The following is a 21,878-nucleotide window of genomic DNA, read 5'->3' on the forward strand; positions in this document are numbered from 1 at the left end:
GTATGACCGCCTCGAATCCGTCAAAGAGCGCATCAAACGATGCGATAAGATGCTGACACTCAAACTCCGCCCGTATCTGCCGAACTCGCATTGACAAATGGTCTTTGATGTTTATAATCAGTGTTCGGTATCGTTCGCGCGGGGTATCATGAAGCGATCGCTCATCGCAATCCTGTCGGCGGCATCGATGTGCATGCCGTATTCGCTTTCGCTCTACGGTCCGATGACCGCCGAGCGCACTATCGCCGTGTCGCCGGCGTTCAGCGTTCCTCTGTATCCGTCCGTGACGGTCGCCTGTTCCGTGCGCGCCGGTTTCGGCATTCTCGGCAATTTCGACATCGTCGGCGATATCGTGTCCGCCGGGCTATACCCTGCGTATTACGGCGGTTCATGGGTAATGCCGCGGCTCCATTTCGGCGGCGGTCACATCGCGGCGCTCGGCGTGGGCGTCCGCACGGTATCCGGCGCACGTTCGTTCTATTGTTCACCGCAGTATCATTGGTACGGGGAAAGCGGTATGCTCGCGCTCGGCGTGAACGTGTCGGTCGATCTCTATGCCTTGCAGATACAGAATCCGGTGTTCACTGCGGGCATCGCCCCGGAGTTCAGGATGATACGGAGCAATTTCCATTTTTTCATCGAGGTCACTCCGGTGTATACGCTCTCGCCGTCGAATTCCGTGACGCTGTCGATGGCGCCCGGCATCTGGATATCCGTCGGCGAAAAGCCGTTCCATCGTTTTGTCGTATCCTTTCCGATCAATCGCGTTGAGACGATAGGCACACTGCCGTCGGCGATAGGGTATGAGATACGGTTCCGATACGCCACAGCGTTCGCGCTGTAATGATGCGGTGATATATGCGTCTGTCCGCGTTCTTCATTGAGGATATTCCCGCCCGCCATTCGTCGGGGGAGCATGCGCACGATTTCTGCGAGATAGTGTTCGTCGACGGTTCAATGGGTTCCATCGTCATCGGGGGGCGGCAGCTGCCGTTCGATGACGGCGCGGTGCTCATCCATGCGCCGGGGTCGAAGCATGTGGCCAACACGGACAACGCCTCGCGGCATTTCTGCCTGGGAGTGACCGGATGGGAGATAGAGGGGTTGAGCGACGGCGTGTACGCCGGATCGGAAGCGGTTCGGCGATTGTTCTACGATATTGAACGGGAGCTCAGGGAAAAACGAGCGTACTTCAAGGCGATAATCGAGCTCAAGGCATCGGAGATAATCATCGAGCTGAAGCGTTCGGGGAACGACACCCGCAGCGAAAAGGATTCACCCGCGGACGCAGCGAAGGTCATCATCGACGAGCATTACCGGGAATCCATCGGCGTGACGTATCTTTCGGACACGCTCATGCTGAGCAAGGATTATCTCCGGCATGAGTTCAAGAAGCAGTACGGCATCAGCCCCATGCAGTACCTCATCGGCAAACGCATCGAGAACGCGAAGAAAATGCTCGATGAAACGCCGCTCAAGATACGCGATGTCGCCGTACAGTCGGGATTCGAGAACGAATATTACTTCAGCCGCATATTCAGGAAGATAGCGGGCATATCACCGCGGGCATATCGCGACCGCCCGGCATCGCTCCCGCGGAAGGCGAGCGCGCATAAGGAATACTATCGCTGACCGTTCACTGATGTCCCCGCCATTCCTTCGATAATTCCCGGAAAAAATCCGTCATGAATCGGTGCCGTCGTTTCGCCATTGTACGCGCGGTCTTCGTGTACAGCCTGTCCTTGATGAAGCGGAGCTTTACCATATATTCCCGATACGCGGTGTCCTCTTCCGTGTATGCCTTCGTCCGCGCGATGTCGGCGTTCGGGTCATGCAGTTTCGCCCCGACCTCGCCGGCGAATTGAAAGGCGCGTCCGATGCCGACGGCGCCGATGGCATCGAGCTTATCCGCATCATAGAGTACTTTCGCTTCGATGGTGCGCGGTGTGCTTCCCCCCGCGCGGTATCGATGCGAGCGTATACAGTGCGTGACGGCGTTGATGAATTCCGCCGGGTATTTGAGACGCAGGAGCATCTTTGCTGCGCGCTCTGCGCCGAGCTGTGCATGCGATATGCGTCCCTTGTGCCTGTCCTCTTCGTGGCGGGCGATGTCGTGCAGGAGCGCGGCATAACGGACGACCGCCATATCGGCATGTTCCTTTCCCGCGATGTGTTCGGCAAGACGGAGCACGCGCTCAGTGTGTTCGCTGTCGTGGCTCGCACGCGCGTCGGCGAAGATGCGCGCTACCGATGTCTGGAGCGTTTTGAATTCCATGGCATCCCCTGGCTGATCGTGTTGATTATCCCCCTGACATCGAGGATGTCGTCGGGGTTGAAATGGGTGATAATGAAGCGTGCGCTGTCCATGATCGAAAGGCTCTTGTGTTCCGTGATACGCGTGCTGATCGCGAAGAGGAGGATGTAGATGAACGCTGCGGTGATGAAGGTCAGCATGAACGGATGGACGAGCATATGCGAATGCGCTCCCGCATCGGCGATGAGACCTGCGGCGAAACCTGCGCCAAGCGCGATGATGGCGGAGAGGAAGCGCACCATGAACGAGTAATTCGCCTTGTCGGTGCTCGGCATGGCGCGGAGCATGAGCGCGTTTATCGTCTGGCCGTTCATCGTCGAGAAGAATATCGTCACGGCGCCCAGTGCGAAGAGCTCCGGTATGCGGGCGGTGGCGGGGATGAACGCCCACCCGAGCGCAATGAAGATGCCCGTGCCGCTCGTGATAAGGAGTATCGGTTTTTTCCCGATGCGGTCGGTGAACGGACGAATGATACGGCTTGCAAGGAGGGCGGCGAGCGTCATGAATATCGTGTAAAGGAAGATGATGTTCGATCCGAGGCCGACGACCTTCCTGAGGAATGGTATCGTGAATGCGAGCATGATGAAGAGCGTGAGATTCAGGGAATATATAATGAAGAGTATACGCATCTCTTTATCCTTCAGAACGCGGATAGCGGTGGAGAAGATGTTCATGCCGGCAGCGGCGGGGATGCGGTCGCGTACCGGGAGATCGCGCACCGACCGAGTACCGAGCGTATTGAACACGGTGCCGATGCACTGGATGAGCACAAGCCCGGCGACGCCGGCAAGCGGTTTGTATGAGAGGAGCAGGAAACATGCCGTCTGCGCTATCATGGCCGAATACAGCCACTGGGTGTTCGTTCTCGCGACGTATGCCCCCAATGCGTTCGGGGGGACGAGGCTTCTGTTCACGGCATCGAGCATGGCAACGCCGACGGTGCGGAAGATATTGAACACCGTGAAGACGACGAGTATTATCATGACAGCGCTTTGTCCGGAGAAGAACAGGGTAAGCACGTAGAGGATGCAGATGAAGCCGCGTATCGTCCAGGCATGATAGAAGACCGATATGACGCGCGCTCGTGCCAGTATGGATGGGGCGAGTATTGCGATGATGCCTGTAATATGGAAGCAGGAATTGAGGTAGCCGATCTGTATGTTCGAGGCATTGAACTGCATGGCGAGGAGTACCACCGAAGTTTCACCGATAAAATTGAAACCGATGCCGTTGAGAAAGACGAAGCGCAGGAGCTTTTGCGCGCCGATAGCCCTCTGTTTTGCTGATAATTCTCTCGTTAGAAGCATGTTCTATATTTCTTCCATAAAATGTATATCAATGGCATGCAATGCAGTCCAGATTGTCGCGAAAATAGAGAACAGCGGGTTGCAACCCGCTGTTCTCATCGATTCCGATGAAATTTTGATACTCATTATTCTTCGTTATGCGCGAATAGCATTTTCGCAACAGTCTCCGGTCGTATCTTGTATTTTATATTCCAATCGACTATACTATACCAAATGACCGAGAATGTAAACGATTACATTCTCCGCCGTGACCTTTGGTGAAAATGACCTGCCCGCAGAAAGACACGATGAATATATGCCTGTTCTGATCGAATGCCGATGATTGCACAGGATAATGGAGCGTTCCCCATGCGAAAGATCATTCTGATGTCACTTGTTGCGATGACAGCCGCATCGTTGTTCGCCGGGTCGTTTTATTTAAATGAGAACTTTGGCCCCGCCGACGGCTCTCTTCCGATCAGTAATATCATCAGCGGTGCAGCACCGTCATATGCCCCGAACGGAAGTAACGGCTGGACGAACGCTTTGTGGTATGGAAGGGAGGGGGCGATAATCCCCGCGCTCGAATTACTATTTACGAATACGAACAGATATATGTCGCAGCAGATATTCTCCAACGGAAAATTGGAGATCTCGGGATCGGTATCGCCGGGAGATGCCGGATCGAGCCGTGACGGACGCTGGAAGGGAAAGTGGATATGGCATACGAATTCATATCATGCAAGCGAGTATGCCCCGTTCGGATGGGAAGTGATACGTGAGGCCGCGTTTTTAGATATATCGGACGTGGATACAAAACCCGGAAGCGGTGGTGCCGCAACAGATCATGTGCCGACGACAAAATCCGATGCCCGTAAACATGCTGCGGTCGGTCTTGCCATGTTCTACGATGACCCGCTGAACCGTATGCCGAAAACATATAACTTCGATCGCACCTACGAGGGGTCGTCGTTCGCGAATTATTTCGAATGGTCGGAACATGCGGGCTTCCTTTCTTCCTGGTTCCGTCGTTTTGAGATATACGACAGCGGTGAGATATCGCTCGAGAATAGCTTTCTGACGGCGGCTCGGCCGTCGGGTGTTACGACGAACATTTCCAATGCGATGTATTGGGATTATATCATTACAAACGATTGGTCGTGGACGCCGCTCACGAATATGATGTACTGGAACACCAATGCGATCGGTTTCCGTATCATACATGATGGTGAAGCATTGAATATGTACGTGAACCCGAATCCCTACGGGCAGAGACCGGCATATCCCAATGAATGGCTCTTCGTAAAACGCCGTGCCGTAACGTGGAACAGTAATTTTTCGATCATGATAGGCAATCAGCAGCGCGGGTTCGGCGGTTATCTCGGGCATGAGTGGGCGTTCGGCACCTTCGACAATCTCCTGATACGGAGCGCATGCGACGCCTCGGCGTTCATCTTCTCGCCGGCGGCGATATCGAATGCGATCAATTTTCAGACGGTATCGGTCGTTATTACGAACGTCATACTCCCGGCGAATAACGCGGGTGTGAACTACCTTCGCATTATCAAGCCGGTTTCATTCGATTACACGAACGATCTTGTCGCCGGTATCACGGTGAAGACTCATTTCAGCAACAGTGCCACCGAGTGCGTGCTCTCGAACTATATCTACTCGAACGGTTCGTTCCCCGCCGATGCGCAATGCGCGATCATGACGAATAGCTGGACGAATGCCGCGGGCTCCAACGAGATATGTATTCTTCTTGGGAACCAGGTGACGAACTTCACTCAAGTGGATTGGCAATATGTGAAGATCGACATCGTTACCCGCTCGACGAACCCGTTCTTCTATAACGATGCATGGACGGCATACGTGATGGCCGAAAAGTTCGACGCGATGCCGGCGGCAATGAAGAGCAATTATTCCACGTGTGGTTGGCAGAAATGCATCGGGACCGGGCTTCTCGGCGTAACGACGTCGCCGGCCCTCGGGTTCGCTTCTATCACGCCGACTTCGGTTCAGCAGGTGGTCGAGAGTTATTCGATGACGCTGCGTCTTTCCACCTACGACATCACGCGCGACCCGATACGACAGATAGCCATCCTCGTGCCGTGGGAATTTCAGCTGTGCGCGTTCTCGAATTTCAATTCGGCATATCTCGGTTTCGGTGTGAGCAACTATCTCGCGTATCCGGCATATCGCCCCGGGCTTTCCAACGTGGCGTCGTCGAATCTCATTACCATCAGTTACCCAGCGAATAATTATCTCCCGGCGCAGGGCGCCCGCGAGACCATTTCCTTCGATGTCATCGGGCGTCCGCGTGCGAATATCAATACCAACGATGTGAATCTCGTATGGCAATGCTGGGTGGACGGAAGTGCGGTCACAAGCAACAGCCTCGTCGCCCTTACGAATGCCGATAATCCGAGCCAGACGATAGTGATCTTCCCCGATACCAATGCGACCACGTGGGACCTGTCCATCGACGATGTGCGGAACCGCTCGAGCGGACAGGCGGTAAAGAATGCCGAGTCCGAGGTGCTGCTCATGAAGGTGCATCGCCCCGGGTATACGAACGCCCAGATGATAACCAATATCATCATGACCAATCTCCTCACCAATCATCAGTACTACGGGTTCTTCAATCTGTATACCAATTGTCTTGACGATTCGCTTGTGGGCAGTGTGCTCGTTTCGCAAAGCAACTTCATCTCGAATTTGAACGGGTACATTTCCATAACCAATATTATCACCAATCTATCGGCGAGCGTGATATCTCCGACGCGGCTTATCTTCACCTATACGCCGCTCACCTTCGATACGTTCGCGACGAATAAGTTCAGGGTGCATTGGATGAAGGTGGCCGGAACGAATGCGACGACGAACCAGTACAATATGCTTAACACGAACCTTCTTGCGATAGCGACATCGAATATCAAGCTCGAGGATAATACGCTTACGGCGGACGTTCTGCCGCTCCTTACCAACAATATAAAGCAGGGGAGCAGAGCTGCTGCGATGCGGATAAATCTGAAATCGCTCGATCAGGATGCGGTTTTCAATGTGAACAGCCTGACATTCACCATAACCGCGACCAACATGACGAATCACAGCGAGATATCACTTGCAGTCTACCGGGATAATGGAAGCGTTGTCGGTGTCTATGATACCGCCGACAGCATCGTGCCGGGGTCTGACGGTGTATTTGTAGCCGGGAGCAAATTCGCTTCGTTCGCATCGACGGTGACGATAGACAAGAACGACACGTATCTGTACGCGGTCATTACCATGAATGCCGACGCACAGGTGGGCGGGAAGTTCACACTTAATTTCCCCAAATCGATCCAGGCCGGGTTCATTCCAGCAGGGGCGTCGATCACCAATGATGGATTCACAGAATCCACCGTTGAATGCTCCATCTCGCCGGCGGTGACGTTCGCGGCGAATGACGCGGCCGCCGTCGGGCGTACCTATATCCGTCCATCACTCGGCGAGCGGGCGATAATCTATCTTGATGATGCAACGGTGCGCGATTTTACTCAGTATAAAGCGTACATATACGACATTACCGGCGCAAAAGTGCAGGAGATCGCATTCACTTCATATGTCGCCTATTGGGATGCGAGATCGATAGCCGGGCAGGTGGTCCGCACGGGCATGTACATAGCGATAATCAAAGGGCCGAATAATTATACGAAAAAAGTAAAACTGATGGTGGTGAAATAATGAGAACCACAAGATACCTTATTGTCCTTGTTCTTGCGGCATCAGCGGCGTTCTCTAACACGAGTTTTCTCGCGACGGAGTTCGCTTCTCATTCCATAGCGGTGGGAAAAAGCTACGACCTGCTCGATAATCGCACGCCGCTTTCGCGTACCTATACCGGGGTGAGCGCGCTCAAGGATAAGACCGAGCTTACCTTCATGCATTCTGCATTCGGCATCGAGGATGTCGCCGCGGAGAACATCGTGTTTGCGATGAAAAACCCGATCTTTACCGGTGCGCGCATCGCCGGGTATCTGAGCTATTACGGGCTCGGGGCGTTCGAGGTGCGCGATGATCGTGCGCGTATCACCGACCGTCTCTCGCCGTATTCGCTGTTCGCCGGTGCGTCTCTGATATTCGATGTGAGGAGTCTGACGCTCGAAGACTATACGGTCGTGACGAATCAGAACAAAGAAGTAAAAGGGAGGAACGGACTGAAAGCGTTCCTTTCAGCGATCAATCTCGGGCTCAATGTCAACTATTATCAGTCCCAGCTTGCGCCGGGAGTGAGCGCATTCTCCATTTTCGGGGATGTGAACCTGAGTGCGAAATTTCCGCTGCCCTATATCGGCATGCCCAAGGACCTTATTACCGAGGAATATCTTGAGAACGAGAAACGGGGCATCCTCGCCGAATCTGCGAGACAGTTCTCGGAAAGGATGCGCGCGTTGAAAGAGATGAAAGGGCTTAATGCGGAAGCGATGGAGGCGAAGAGCAGGGAATATCAATCGAACCAGGATGCGTCCGTCGTAAGGACCGAGAAAACGTATGCCGGAAAGAAAAAAGACATAGCACGGGTGCACGATGCGCGCCGGAAGATATACGAGATCTATTATTCGCCCGATGTTGAGATACAGGAATCGGACCTGTCGAATTTCAATGCGAACACGAAAAAGGAGCTGCTTGATCTCTCGCTCATCGCAAGCAATGCGATCGCGGACAATTACGCATACCTGCGGAAGAACGTCGGCGGCGATATGCGACAGAACGCCGAGGACATAAAGAACTATTATGAAAAGCTCAAGGTGTCGGCGAAGGAGGGATCGTTCTACGATAATGTAAGGCGCATCGGCGATCTGTATGAGGGCTTTATCTCCAATGAACTGGTGCAGGTATCGCAATACATATCGGACGAATCGACCGAGAAAAGCAAGGCGGTGATACAGGCGGACAAACGATACACGGTGAAAAAGGATGATACGTGGGCGTCGATAGCGATGGAGCATTACAGCGATTCGAACCTGTATACCAATATAACGACGTACAACAAGATCGATCTGTCACGGATAAAAAAACCGCTGCCGGGGACGATGATCAGGATACCGCCGCTGCAGGTCAAGGAAGAATCACCTGTCGGTACCGGCGGTATTGAAGCGTACAATAACGCAAAGGCGAAACGGTACGAGAAATTCCTCCGGGAGAAGGAGGGCGCGGGAAATGCGCTGCGTCAGTATCGGATGACGCCGGTGGAAGAGATCTACTACAGGAATATCGCGGCCGCATACGATAAGCGCATCGAGCTCTATGAGGCGCGAAGCCGCATTGTTGTCGATACGCGGAAGAAGTATGATGATCTTGCGAAGGGTCTGCTGGAACAGTATCGAACGCTGGATACGACGATGGCCGATCTCGAAAAGGATATTGCGAAGGCGAAACTGAAAAAGAACCTGGATTATCTGCAGGTGAAAGAGCAGAACGAAGTGAAGAACGTGTTCCTCGAGTATAAGAAGGTCGAACGTGAGATATTCCTTGTGCTCCTCCAGGGGATATTCAGCACGAAGAACAAGATCATCGCCGAGTTGAAGAAGGAAGAAGCCGATAAAGCCATAAAGCAGAAGCAGATCATCGCATCGATCTATCAGCGAAAGGCGGAGATAGCCGCGGTGCAGATGTCGGTGGCCCGGATGGAAGCGGGGAATAACGAAGCGGCAGTGAAGAAGATCAATGAAGATACAGCGAGCGACAAAAAGAAGAACGAGATAAGCATGGCCGAGGAGATAGCCGCGGCGAACCAGAATTATCTGCAGAAGCTCGATGAGTTCGACTGGCAGCTGTATCTGACGGAACTTACCTATCTGAGTTCGGATGAGAAGAAGAACACGTTTGCGTTCGGGCTCTATGCAAAGAACCTCGGTATGCCGGTAAAATTCTACGAAGTGAGCGAGCTCCTTCCGATGGCGTTCGGACTGGACCTCAATTACCGGTTCCTCAATGTCGAGAACCATCACATGACGCTGTATCTGCACGGTGGCTATTCCGACGTGGATAATCTTACCATCGGCGGCGGCGCAATGTACCGCATGCTCGAGATGTTCGAATTCCGTGTCGGCACATGGTATGAGTTTTTCCCTGCCCGTCCGGATATCGGGGAGCTTTCTGTGGCTGGAATGGCCGGTTTCATATTTGATATCGGGCTTATGGGGAGCCGTGTCGACGTGAGCGTGCGGTATGAGCGGAATATGGGCCTTACTTATAATGCAGGATTGACGATATTCCTCTGACCGATTGGCAGAATATCAAGTGCACTTTTATCAGTCTCATACGTTATAACATATATGAACGCCTTGAATGTAAGCGTTTACATTAAATTTCTTGAAAAATCGACCATTTTGGCGGTGGCGCCGATGTGGCGGTGGGCAGGTATTCTATGCATCCTGTTGAATTTAAGCGGCTCAATGCCGAAACTCTAAGAGTGGCGTCTGGTGATCACCTGAAGGTATCCTCTCATCCATACAGGGGAAAGCATATGCGTTTCGCTTCTATTCTCTTTTTTTTGCTGTATTCGCTTTCATTCGCAACGCCGACAAGCAACGAAGGCTTGTGGGGCGGGACCGAGGTGGGGTCGATACAATGTATTTCAAGTGCTATTTCGAACAGAGTGGTGACACCCGGGATGTCCAATGTCATCATCTGTAAATCATTGCTGCGAAACCAGAAGGGTGCCGACACAACGTCGTTCGGGGGAGTCGGGTCCCCGGCGATGTCTGCGATACGGTACAGCTTCTGGGGAACAGCCGTGGACAGCGATTATGCGCAGGTACGGCTTCACTGGAATACCAATGGCGATGATCTGAATACGAACTGGACATTCCGTAACACCTATATCCGAAGTACGAACAACAGCAGTGTATTCAATCAGAACTATTCACCGAAGACCGTTCAGAATAAAAAAGCGGTTTTCGGTTTTGCCGATGGCGGTGCGAATGAGATGCGGTTGTACCATGGGTGGCTGACCGATATCTATCTCTATCTTATCGCGGACTTTTCAACGAATCTCATCGACAAGGGGACGGTAAAGATAACGGTGCCGATAGTGAATTTGTTCTGGCAGGTGAGCGGCGGCTTCTGGGACCAGAACATGAATGATCTGACGAATGTCGGGGAGTTGGGTGTCGGGTTCGTCGATATCCATATTGAAGTGACCGCAACACGGTTCAAGGCGTACAATGTCCCGCTCATGGTGCAATCAGGTGTACCGTTCTCAATAACGATAAAAGCCGAGGATGGCTACGGGAATGTTGACAAGGATTTTTCCGGCGGGGTATACCTCATCGCGAACGGCGATCCGACAGCGATACTGCCATATACGCAGGCTTCACCGTATCCGATGACACCGGCGGATCAGGGAGTGGTGACCATCAACAATATCAGACTTGTGGGCGGGTCGAGCCCCACGCTTACCGTATCGGACGGACTTGCAGGGCTTACCGACTATACGACGACATCGATCGGTGTTGTTGCCCCCATCGACCGGTTTAAAATGACCGAGGCGCTGAATCCGCTGCCGCTGCTTCCCACGATAACAGCGGGGCAGCCGCTGTCGATCACGGGCATAACGAATATCCGTGTTACGGGGTTCGATTATCTTGATCTTCTGGCGAGCAACTTCAGCGGGCAGATATATTTCGAATCGTCCGCCGGCGGATGGGCCGATAGTTTTCCGGCAAGTGCGGCATCGCCCTACACATTCGTCAGTAATGTCGACCTCGGTGTGAAGAATTTCAATCCGTCGAATTTTTATCTTACAAGACGGGGACTGCAGAACCTCAAGGTCACCGATGGTTCACATAAGGGAGAATGGCTTGATATCACCGTGCAGCCCGGTGCGTACGGGGCAATAGGGATAACGGCACCGACCGAATCGGTCGCCGGTGTGGCGATACCGATCACGCTCAGAGCGACCGATATCTATTCGAACGAACTCGATTCACTTGCAACGCGGACCATCGGGATGACGATAGCATCCGTCACGGGGGCGGTGAATGCTTCGCGGATCACCTATCCGACGAATGTTTCGCTCACCGCCGTTCCGAAATCGCTGTCCGGGTCGGAAAGGGTGGTCATCAGCGATGCTGGCCGATATTGTCTGACGTTCTTCGATACAGCGACACCGGCCATATCGAACAGCGTCTATGTGACGGTGACCGTCACCGCGAATGAATTGAATAAGATAGTCGCGGTGAATAACAGGATAGTGGGGTCGAGCGCTTCTGCCGATCTTTACTATACGCTGCGTAATAAGACCGAAGCGAGCGTTACCGTAACGGTGTATGATCTCTATGGAAGAAAGGTGTATACGTTTGAATCGCAGTCCATACGCGAGGGGGATAATCGATTGAGATCATGGGATGGGAAGAATTCGCAGGGAAAAAACGTCTCCACAGGCAAGTACCAGGTGGTGATAACCGGTGACGGCATCGTGCAGAGCCGTTCCACGATAGTCGTGGTACGGTGAGGTGACGAATATGAAGCTGGTAAAAATAATCTGTTTCATTGCCGCCGTTCTCCCGTTGAACGGGATCATGTATTGGATCGGGTATAGTGCGAACGGGAATATAGCCGGCAACACGAACATCAGACCCGGGGATACGAATATATTGGTATTCACCTGTAAAGCGGCAAATGCCGCCGGACAGTCGAATGATGGGATAAACTATTTTCCAAGAACATATTCCATAGATTTCCTGAAAGCAGGACTTGCCAGTTCCAGTTTCAAGGCGGTGCATTTCTACTACAGTTCGAACGCGACCTATACTCCTGCAACTGCTGTCGAAGCAAAGACCGGCAATCCTACGAGTCCGAGTTCGCCGTATACGTTCGGAGGGGACCTTTCCCCGAACAATTTCGGTGCTGATAACTATTGTTACATGGGGCCGGACCTCTATACCTATATCACGAACGGGCAGACGGTATATTATTACATGACCGTCGATATGCAGACCAATTTTCCGGATAATACCACGTTCTCTGTTACAATTCCTGGTTCATCCATATTCAACTATGCAGGGCATGATTTTTATATCGCGGGGGGATTGGCCCAGGGATTGTCCGGCGCGGGTGCGTTCAAGACCGATATCAATGCGACAAAACTCCTGGTGACATCGGTGCCGGCGGTAGCAACAAAAACGGTGGCGTTCCCGGTAAGCCTGATAGCGGTCGATGACTACGGGAATTGGGATGTGGATTTTACCCGAACCGCACAGATATATTTCATTCTCACGAATGTGGCGCCGACACCATGGGCTGCCGGCATGGGAACCGTTTTAAATCCTTCCGGCAGCAGGGCGAACTTCACTGCCGGCATTACCAATACCTATGCCGGGGAATGTACGATAAACAATGCCGGTCTGTATCAGATAATAGCGGTTGACGGGCTTACCGGTGTGACCGCGGCGACATCGGCGACGATAGTCGTTCAGCCGGACATACATCACTTTGATGTGAAGGACCAGAGCGGTGTGAACCTCTACGGCTACTCGGTACGGGCGGGAAAGCCCCTATCGAACAGCGGTATCAATTTTCTCTACGTCTATCCGCGCGATGCGGCGGGGAATGCATATACGAATTTCACGAATCGCATCTATTTTTCATGCGATGACCCCAAACGCTGGTACAACATGCCCTATGACGCCGATACGAACACGCTTCCGCATATGCCGAATACGAACGGTGCTGATTTTTATAAATTCGCCGATTCAACCAATCACTGCGCGACGAATATTTCCGGGTCGAATTTCATATTCTACAATGCCGGTGCATTCACCTTCTCCGTGGTCGACCCGACAAATGAGATAAAATCAGACTTTCTGCTGAACGTACTTGCGGATGACCCGGTGTTCATGGTGCCGACGGTGGTCGATTCCTATGGAGCGCGCGCGCCGATGAAATTGCGGCTTACGCTGTATGATCAATATACGAACGAGGTCACCTGGTTCAACGGGGCGTTCACCTTGTCCATGAAATACCGTGCGGATAATGCCGTGTACACGAATTTTACCGTTATGGGCGGTGCCATGTTCTCCAACGGACGCCATCAGGGTTCGACCGTTGTCGGTCCGTACGTGCGCGACCCCGGGGATTTTGTGATGACATTCACGCTCGTCACGAACACGAACATCACGACGAATTTCAATGTGAAAATAACACTCAACGGCGACGAGACGGCGCTATCGCTCGGTAATAATTATATAACTCCCGGCAATCCGATCCGCTTTGTCGAGATATTCGGCCAGAATAAGAATACCGAGACGATACCGGTCATCGTCACCGTGTATGATTCGAGCGGCAGACGGGTGAAGGAATTCGCCCCGCAGAACCTTGTCACCGGGTTCACCTCACTCCTGCCGTGGGACCTTAAGAATACGGCCGGGAAGCAGGTGTCAGCGGGCCTGTATCTCATCCGCATACAGCCGGAGAATTCCGCGAAACAGAACATACTTCCGCCGACCACGAAAAAAGTGGTCATAGTACGGTAAAGGAGCAATGATATGATACGGACGATTATCCTCGGATGCTGCGCACTGACGATGAGCGCAAGCGTTTTTGCGCAGTCGGACCTTGTCATCTATCGACCGACCAGCGCGAAGGGAATAACCCTCGGCGGGCTCTATACCGGCTTCGGGAACGACCTTGACGTCATCGATTACAATATCGCGGGGTTGTCGCAGATAAAGACGATAGAGATGTACGGCACGCATCAGCTCTATTATGCGGATATGACGTATTCGGAAGTGAACGTGGGCATGCCCTTCGATTTCGGCGCGTTCAGTGTCGGGTTCAAGTATAACGGCATACCGCCCATCGCTATCAATACGGTGAGCGAAGGCGTTGTCGTGAACAGCGGGAGCATTACGCTCTATGATCTCGGTGTGAATGTCGGTTATGCGATGCCGATAGCGAAGGGATTCTCCGTCGGCGGACGGCTGCACTATTTCAATTCCGTCATCGATACCTATTCCGCCTGGACGCTCAGTGCGGATATCGGCTTCATGTACCAGACGCGGTTGTTCGATCTCTCGAGCGGACGGCTCATCGGCAAGGACGATATCGCCGCGAAGGAAGAGGTCGATCGCGCCGAGGTCGACCGGCGTCACCGTGCCGCGATACTGCGTATTCGCACCGATGCGGCGATGCGTAAGGAACAGCTCGATAATTCGATACGCACCTTGTCGTCGAACGCGATAACGCTCACCGCATCGTCGGTGAAGAATAAAGAACAGGAAGAGCGCGTGCAGCGCAATGATCAGGAATTGAAAGCGGCGAAGGCGAGCCGCCTCCGTGTCGACCCCGAGCTCAGGAAGAACGAGGATGCGGAGAACGATCGCTACCGCAAGGAAGCGGATGCGCTCACCGATCATTATGCGGACCGGATGGAGACCTATCTCGCCGAAAAGCAGATGCGGTACATGAACGAGGGTGAAAAGCTCGAGTTCCAGAAGAACCTGGTGCTCAAGAAACTCAACCGCCGCATACGCAAGCGTGTTGCGGAGAACATCGATGTCATGGTACGTGTGCAGTACGATGTGGACCGCCGCGTTGCGGACATCGACGCGCAGAAGAAACGGGTGACCGATGAATACGAGAAGCGTATCGCCGATATGCGTTCGCTCAAGTATGAGACCGACCGCTTCGCCGCCCCCGCCGATATCGGGAAAGCGATAGCCGATGCGAACAGGAAGATAGAGATCGCGGCGAAGAAGCGCGACCGATCGACGAACGAACCGCGCACGGAGAGCGCCGAAGAACTGATAGCGCGCGTTGCCATGCTCAAGAACGTGCAGTCCCTCCTCGTGACGCGCGCGGCGCTGGCGGATGCGCTGGCGAGAACGAACGCGCTCCTTCAGTCCGAACAGGCGAAACTGCAGACGGCGACATCGAACAATGCGGCGGCGGGCGCGGCCGTACAGACGCTGTCCAACGAGCTTCAACAGCTTTCGGAAAAAACGAACGATGTGAACCCGGCTGATGTCAAGGCGATGCAGAAGAAATACGATGCCGCGGTGAAGGATGCAGCGAAGGCAGCCCCGGTGTATGAACGGCTGCGCACATCGGTCGAAGGGCTTACCGCATCCGCAGGGGCCATGACCGAAGCGCTCAACGAACAGAACACGGCCGTGTTCGTGGCCATACCGATAGAATTCCTTACCGAGAAGAGAACGATACCGGATGCCGACCGTGCAAAGGTAGAGGACCTCGAACGCAGTGCCGGTACATTCAACCGCGAGATCGATAATCTCAAGAAACAGATCGAAGAGCTTCGGGTATCGCTTGACGGGCAGGTCATCGCAAGCCAGCGAAAGATAAACGAGCTTGAGGAAGAGGAGGAGCGCGAGCGTGCCTCCCTGGTAAAGGAATTCCGGCAGAAGGTAGCGAGCGATGAGGTGCGCGCGCAGATACGCGAGAGCATATGGGAAGGGGCGGAGATCGAGGAGATAAATAAGCTCGACCTCCTCGCCGTCGATATCGCGAGCAAAAAGGACGCGGTGCAGGTGGAGATCGATGCCCTCCTTGCGAAAAAGAACACGGTCATACAGAAGCTCGGTTTTGTGAGGGATAAATTCGCCAAGCTGCTCGGTGACGCGGAGGACAAGGACGAGCTTTACCGGCAGTATACCGGAGCACTTGCGAAATACGGCGCTGCACAGACGAACGTCGACAGGGAGATAGTGGCGGCGAAACAGCGCTTTGATGCGCTCGATAAGGACATGGTGTTCGGCAAGGCGGAAACGGTCGCCGGAACGCTCGATACGATCAAGGAGAAATTCATATCCCTCGGATTGACGAATACCGAGGAATCCGCGCTCTTTTCGCAGCAGGACAGGAAGCTCAACGCTATCGAGTCCGAATACGCCCGCGAGAACCTCAGCATGATAAAGAAGGTACAGACGCAGGAAGAGCTCGTTCGCAATGCGGCGAATGAGCGTACGCTTGCTGCGCTCGAAGCCGTAAAGAACGAGCAGAACGCGTTCGAGCGTGCGTATGCGGAACGCCGTTTTGCGGTCAAGACGGATACGGTCATGAAGCTCAAGGAAGTCCGGTATAAGGGCGATGCGAACGCCGTGTTCGCCATACGCGCGGAAAGCATCAATAAACGCAAGAGCCAGTTCTCCGAGGTCATGGAAGAGCTCGATGCCGGCATTAAGCGCGAGCAGGAATTCATAGCGATAGAGAGGATACGCCGCGAACGGGAGAAAAAACTCGTTGAAACAGCGGCGACCTATTCGATATCAGTGGAGAAGGCCGAGACGGAGCTCAGGGACTATGCGGTAAAGAAGATACAGCCCGTCGCGGAATCCTATAAGCGTATCGCGGCCAACGATGACAAGCTCCGGAATATACCGCCGGCGGCGGAGAAGCAGAAGCTTGAAACAGCGAACGTTTCGCTGCGTGCCGTCATCGATGAGGAATATGCGAAAGCGACAGCGAAGAACGATGATACGCAGCTTACCGCGCTTATCCGCGCGTACCATGATGCCCGTGATGCGAAGGAAAAGGCCATCGAGCAGGTGAATGAGCTCTATGAGGACCGCATGCTCGAGAAGAACGAGAATTATCTCCGTACCCGCTCGAACCTTTTCGCAAGCGTCATGGTATCCCATCTCGGACTGCCGCTCACGTACAGCGGGAGCGGATTTGTCGGCGAGTCATCCATGCAGCCGATAACCGTGCACGGGGAATTCGCGATACGGCCCATCGATGACCTCACCTTCGGGATTGGCGTTACCGGGAACGTGCGCGATCTTGCGTTCGGCGGGCATATCGGCATGAAGTATCAGTTCTTCAGCATGTTCAATGTGCGTGCCGGATATCAGCTGACCATGAAGGGCGGCGAAAATTTTCCCTATGAGCACACGCTCGCGTTCGGCGGCGGCATCGCTTTCCCGCTGCGCATCTCGTTCCTAAAGGTCAATCTCGGCATCGATTATGCGTTCATGCCGGGCGATCTGTTCGGGCTCGCGTTCAGCGGTCTCGGTCACCGCCACGCGCTCTCGGCGACGATAAAGATGATGGGGTTCTAAGTACGGTCAGTAGTGAACGTATGAGAGCGGATTGACATATTTGCCGCGATAGAGCACTTCGAAGTGAAGATGCGGCCCCGTCGATATCCCGGTACTGCCGACATAGCCGAGCACCTGGCCTTTTTTGACATATTGACCGCTTGTGACGATCACGGAAGAGAGATGGCCGTATCCGGTGACGAACCCGCTTTTATGATTGATGCTCACATAGTTCCCGAAGCCGCCGTATTCACCCGCGATGGACACCGTCCCGCTCTGTGCTGCCCGCACCGAATAGCCGCTGTTGTAGCCAACATCGACGCCGGAATGGAACATGCGGTAGCCGAGGAAGGGATGCGCCCGTATGCCGTAGCGAGAGGTGAGCCGTCCCGGTACCGGGTTCATGAGATCGACGCCGAATAAGCGATTGCGTTCCGCCGCGGAGAGCTTTGCGCCCGGAAGGAACAGCGTCTGTCCTTCATCCAGCAGGTCACTGGACAGTTCATTGAATTCGGTTATCGCGCTGATCGCAACTCCGTACGCGAGCGATATGCGCGAGAGCGTATCGTTCGCCCGCACACGATAGCTTATCCCGTCGAGGGTCGGTATGCGGAGGTCTTTGCCAACGGAAAGCGTGGCAAGGTCCTTTATCTCATTGGCGCTCACGAGGGTATCGATGGAGATATCGTGTTCTTTGGCTATGCCCCAAAGTGTATCACCCTTTCGTACGGTGTATGCACCGAATTCTACCCGCGGGCGTGACCGTTCGGCTTTTTTTTCCACGCCGAGATCACCGATATCGTCCGCTTTGACCGTTGTGCCTTCCTGCGTTTTATAATGGCTTTCTGTCGATCGAGCGGTTGTATCTTCTGTGCGTGAACCGCTGTAGGGGAAGAACGAGAACAGCAGGACCGCGGTCAAGCCGAGTATCCCGGTTATGATGAGGAGCTTTCTTACCGGAGAGGGGAAACTCCCATGGATACGATTGCGCGTCTCCATCCGGTATTTTCGGTAGCGCAGCGAGTATTGTATCTTAATGACCGTGTATTCGACGATATAATTGATCTTGGCGAGAAGATATCGCAGTCTCATGCAAGCGCCTTGTATCTATACTTCATCATCATTATCGTGAGAATTCGAGGTCGACTTGATGAATTTTATTCCAAAACAACGATAATTATCGGGTTGTACGTGTCCGTAACACCCGCGTGGCATTGAGTATCGCGATAAGCGCAACGCCTATGTCGGCGAAGACAGCCCCCCACATCGTCATAAGCCCGACGGCGCCGAGCGCGATGAACGCGATCTTGATGCCGAAGGCGATGCCGACGTTCTGGCGCACTATGGCCTGCGTGCGGCGGGATATGTCCACTGCGGTGAGAACGGCATCGGGTGAATGCGACATGAGCACGACATCGGCGACCTCGATGGCGGCGTCCGTGCCGAAACCCATGGCAAGCCCCGCATCCGCGCGCGCAATGACCGGCGCGTCATTGATGCCGTCACCGACGAACGCGGTCGGCCGGTGTTTTGCATCTTTCATGATATCCTCGAGGCGTGCGACCTTCTGGTCCGGGAGAAGTTCTGCGTGACAGGTGTCAATGCCGAGATATTTCGCGACGTAGGCTGCCGCATGCGCGGAATCGCCGGTGAGCATGATACTCGTTATACCGCGCGCCGTAAGCCCGTCCACGGCAGCTCTTGCGTTCTCCTTTATCACATCCGCGATGATGATATGTCCGGCATAGCGGCCGTCGACGGCGATGTGGACTATCGTGCCCGTATCGTCCGGCTCCGGATGCTCGATGCCTTCGCGGTGGAGGAGCCGGTCATTGCCGGCGATGACGCGTTTCCCGTTGACGGCGGCGATGATGCCGAAGCCGGGGTGCTCCCGATGATCCGTGATGTGCTCATCGACGGCGCCGTAGCGCTCGAGTATCGAGCGTGCGATGGGGTGGTTCGAATGCGATTCCGCGGCTGCGGCGATGGAAAGCAATCCCTCCGGCGTCATGCCGTCGGAAGGGACGATGGAACGGACCGCGAAAACACCTTTCGTGAGCGTACCGGTCTTATCGAAGACGACGGTCCTGAGTTTCGAGAGCACATCGATGAAGTTCGAGCCCTTGACGAGCACGCCTTGTTTTGCGGCGGCACCGATGCCGGCGAAGTACGAGAGCGGGATGCTTATTACGAATGCACAGGGACAGGATATCACGAGGAGCGTGAGCGCGCGATAAATCCATGCCGGGAATGTGACGATACCGGTGATGAAGAGGGGCGGTATCACGGCAAGGAGCACGGCGGCGATGACGACGATGGGTGTGTACACATGCGCGAAACGGGTGATGAATTTCTCAGCGTTCGCTTTCCGCGAGAGCGCGTTCTCCACGAGGGCGACGATACGCGATGCCGCCGAATTCTCGAAGGTGTTCGTCACCTGCACGGTTATCGTGGCGCTGCCGTTTATCATTCCGGAAAGTACGCTGTCGCCGATGCGTGCGCTTCGCGGTTCGGACTCGCCGGTGAGGGCTGCGGTGTTGAGCTCGCTCGTCCCGTCGATGATCACGCCGTCGAGGGGGACTTTCTCGCCCGGCTTCACGCGTATCGTATCGCCGACATGTACCTTGCTCGGATGAACGCTGATGGCATGGGTGCCGGTGATGAGCGTGGCGCATTCGGAACGCACGGCAAGGAGCGATCGTATCGAGCGGCGCGAGCGCGCCACGGCTATGCTCTCGAACATCTCGCCGACGCGGTAGAAGAGCATGACGCCGACCGCTTCTTCCGTCTCGCCGATGATGAGCGCGCCGATGGTCGCAATGCCCATGAGGAAGTTCTCATCGAAGATGCTGCCGCGTACGATGTTCCTGCCGGCGGTCAGGAGCACACGCCAGCCGGCGAGGAGATATGCGGGGATAATGATACAATAACGCAGGAGCGGGTAGGGGAGCGTGATGTATCGTTCGATAATGAGCGCTGCAGCGAGCAGGGCGGCCGCGGGAGCGATGAAGAGGAGTTCTCTTCGTATCTGTGACGCATCGGTGTGCTCGGGCAGTTTCGCCTCCGATACGACGACATCGGGTTCGATGCGCTTGATGAACGCCTTCGCTTCGTCGATATCCGTGCTGTCGATATGCAGGGAGAGCGTTGCGAAATTCACCGACACCGCTTTTACCGAATCGAGCGTGCGCAGGCCGTCCTCAATCTTGAGAGCGCACGTGGCGCAGTCGAGGTTGGCGAGGTTGTACACTTTCATCGGCAGGATCCTTCAGTAACAATATATGGTTTGTCCGATGTTTGTCAAATGACGCAGGGTCCCGAATTCATCACATAAGAGAAATGCAACCACAGAGATGCACAGAGTAAAAGAGGAGAACACAGAGAAACAACGGGTATTGGTTTTCACCCGACAGGTAATTCTTTTTTCTCTCTCTCCGTTTCCTTTCGGCATTTTCTCTTCGACCTCGCCGGTGTTCTCAGTGGTTTTCTTTATCTTACGTGATAATTCGGGATGGTTATAGCAGCGCTGCGGCGAGGGCGAGTTCTTCTTCCGTGTCCACACCGATGAGTGTTTCCGCTGTTTCTATCGTCTTGATGCGATAACCCGCGTAGAGCCAGCGTAATTGTTCGAGCATTTCTATCGATTCGTATTCACAGGGCGGGAGTTTCACGATGTCGAGGAGCGCGCTTCGCCGGTAGGCATAGACGCCGATATGCTTGAAGAACACGGGCGTCCGCGTGACATCCTTCCTGCGATGGGGGATGGCCGCCCGCGAGAAGTACATGGCAAAGCCCTTCGCATCGATGACCGCTTTCACGACGTTCTCATTGTGTATCTCATGCGCTTCGGCGGTGCGTTTCACGACGGTGGCGATATCGGTGGCAGTGTCGGAGAAGCAGTCGATGAGCGGGGAGAGTATCTTCTCGCCGATGAGCGGCTCATCCCCCTGCACATTGATGATGACATCGGCATCGAGCTTCTCCGCTGCCTCGGCGATGCGCGACGTGCCCGAGGTGTGATCGGGTGATGTCATTACATACGCGATGGAATGCTTCCTGCATGCATCCGCTATCCTCTCGTCGTCACAGCAGACGAAGCATTGCGATATGCCGCGCGTTCTTCGCGCGTTCTCGTACGCGTAGGAGATGAGCGGGCGTCCTTTTATCTCGCGGAGCATTTTTCCCGGGAGCCGTACCGATTTGTAGCGCGCGGGTATGAGCGCACAGGTGTTCATG

12 protein-coding genes are annotated in these 21,878 nt (G+C 54.2%); 7 read left to right on the forward strand and 5 right to left on the reverse strand.

Going from position 1 to position 21,878, the window contains the following annotated elements; translation table 11 throughout:
- Nucleotides 1–148: 148 nt before the first annotated feature.
- Both AABZ39_20390 and AABZ39_20395 read left to right on the forward strand, forming a co-directional pair.
- Nucleotides 149–844, forward strand: coding sequence for a hypothetical protein (locus AABZ39_20390; GenBank protein ID MEK6797145.1), 696 nt, complete (start codon nucleotides 149–151; stop codon nucleotides 842–844).
- Between the two features lie 14 nt (nucleotides 845–858).
- Entirely contained in the window at nucleotides 859–1,632 is a 774-nt protein-coding gene (locus tag AABZ39_20395) for an AraC family transcriptional regulator (protein MEK6797146.1), read from the forward strand.
- A gap of 4 nt (nucleotides 1,633–1,636) precedes the next feature.
- Here AABZ39_20395 and AABZ39_20400 read toward each other — a convergent pair whose 3' ends face one another.
- Nucleotides 1,637–2,275 carry an HD domain-containing protein gene (locus tag AABZ39_20400; protein MEK6797147.1) on the reverse strand — a complete coding sequence of 213 codons (639 nt, stop codon included), beginning with the start codon at nucleotides 2,273–2,275 and terminating at the stop codon, nucleotides 1,637–1,639.
- Entirely contained in the window at nucleotides 2,245–3,621 is a 1,377-nt protein-coding gene (locus AABZ39_20405) for a hypothetical protein (protein ID MEK6797148.1), read from the reverse strand. The genes AABZ39_20400 and AABZ39_20405 overlap by 31 nt, the downstream gene beginning before the upstream one ends.
- Nucleotides 3,622–3,969: 348 nt before the next feature.
- Between AABZ39_20405 and AABZ39_20410 the strand changes: the two genes are divergently transcribed.
- The 5 genes from AABZ39_20410 (at nucleotide 3,970) to AABZ39_20430 (ending at nucleotide 17,663) form a co-directional block, all read left to right on the forward strand.
- Nucleotides 3,970–7,326 carry a hypothetical protein gene (locus AABZ39_20410; protein MEK6797149.1) on the forward strand — a complete coding sequence of 1,119 codons (3,357 nt, stop codon included), beginning with the start codon at nucleotides 3,970–3,972 and terminating at the stop codon, nucleotides 7,324–7,326.
- Nucleotides 7,326–9,866, forward strand: coding sequence for a hypothetical protein (locus AABZ39_20415; GenBank protein MEK6797150.1), 2,541 nt, complete (start codon nucleotides 7,326–7,328; stop codon nucleotides 9,864–9,866). The genes AABZ39_20410 and AABZ39_20415 overlap by 1 nt, the downstream gene beginning before the upstream one ends.
- A gap of 479 nt (nucleotides 9,867–10,345) precedes the next feature.
- A complete protein-coding gene (locus AABZ39_20420; protein MEK6797151.1) occupies nucleotides 10,346–12,100 on the forward strand; it encodes a FlgD immunoglobulin-like domain containing protein in 1,755 nt (584 codons plus the stop codon).
- A 10-nt stretch (nucleotides 12,101–12,110) separates the two neighbouring features.
- Nucleotides 12,111–14,120 carry a hypothetical protein gene (locus AABZ39_20425; protein ID MEK6797152.1) on the forward strand — a complete coding sequence of 670 codons (2,010 nt, stop codon included), beginning with the start codon at nucleotides 12,111–12,113 and terminating at the stop codon, nucleotides 14,118–14,120.
- 12 nt (nucleotides 14,121–14,132) lie between these two features.
- The gene (locus AABZ39_20430) at nucleotides 14,133–17,663 is read left to right on the forward strand and encodes a hypothetical protein (GenBank protein MEK6797153.1); all 3,531 of its coding nucleotides are present in this window, start codon (nucleotides 14,133–14,135) and stop codon (nucleotides 17,661–17,663) included.
- 6 nt (nucleotides 17,664–17,669) lie between these two features.
- Here AABZ39_20430 and AABZ39_20435 read toward each other — a convergent pair whose 3' ends face one another.
- The 3 genes from AABZ39_20435 to kdsB all read right to left on the reverse strand — a co-directional run bounded on the left by AABZ39_20435 (nucleotide 17,670) and on the right by kdsB (nucleotide 21,877).
- The gene (locus AABZ39_20435; protein MEK6797154.1) at nucleotides 17,670–18,734 is read right to left on the reverse strand and encodes a M23 family metallopeptidase; all 1,065 of its coding nucleotides are present in this window, start codon (nucleotides 18,732–18,734) and stop codon (nucleotides 17,670–17,672) included.
- Nucleotides 18,735–18,819: 85 nt separating this feature from the next.
- Nucleotides 18,820–20,898 (reverse strand): heavy metal translocating P-type ATPase, encoded by a 2,079-nt coding sequence (locus AABZ39_20440; protein MEK6797155.1) that lies wholly within the window; start codon nucleotides 20,896–20,898, stop codon nucleotides 18,820–18,822.
- Between the two features lie 259 nt (nucleotides 20,899–21,157).
- Nucleotides 21,158–21,877: a 3-deoxy-manno-octulosonate cytidylyltransferase gene (gene kdsB / locus AABZ39_20445; protein ID MEK6797156.1), complete on the reverse strand. Its 720-nt coding sequence runs from the start codon at nucleotides 21,875–21,877 to the stop codon at nucleotides 21,158–21,160.
- Nucleotide 21,878 lies beyond the last annotated feature (1 nt).

The sequence above is a fragment of the Spirochaetota bacterium genome (assembly GCA_038043445.1).
Lineage (GTDB): Bacteria > Spirochaetota > Brachyspiria > Brachyspirales > JACRPF01 > JBBTBY01.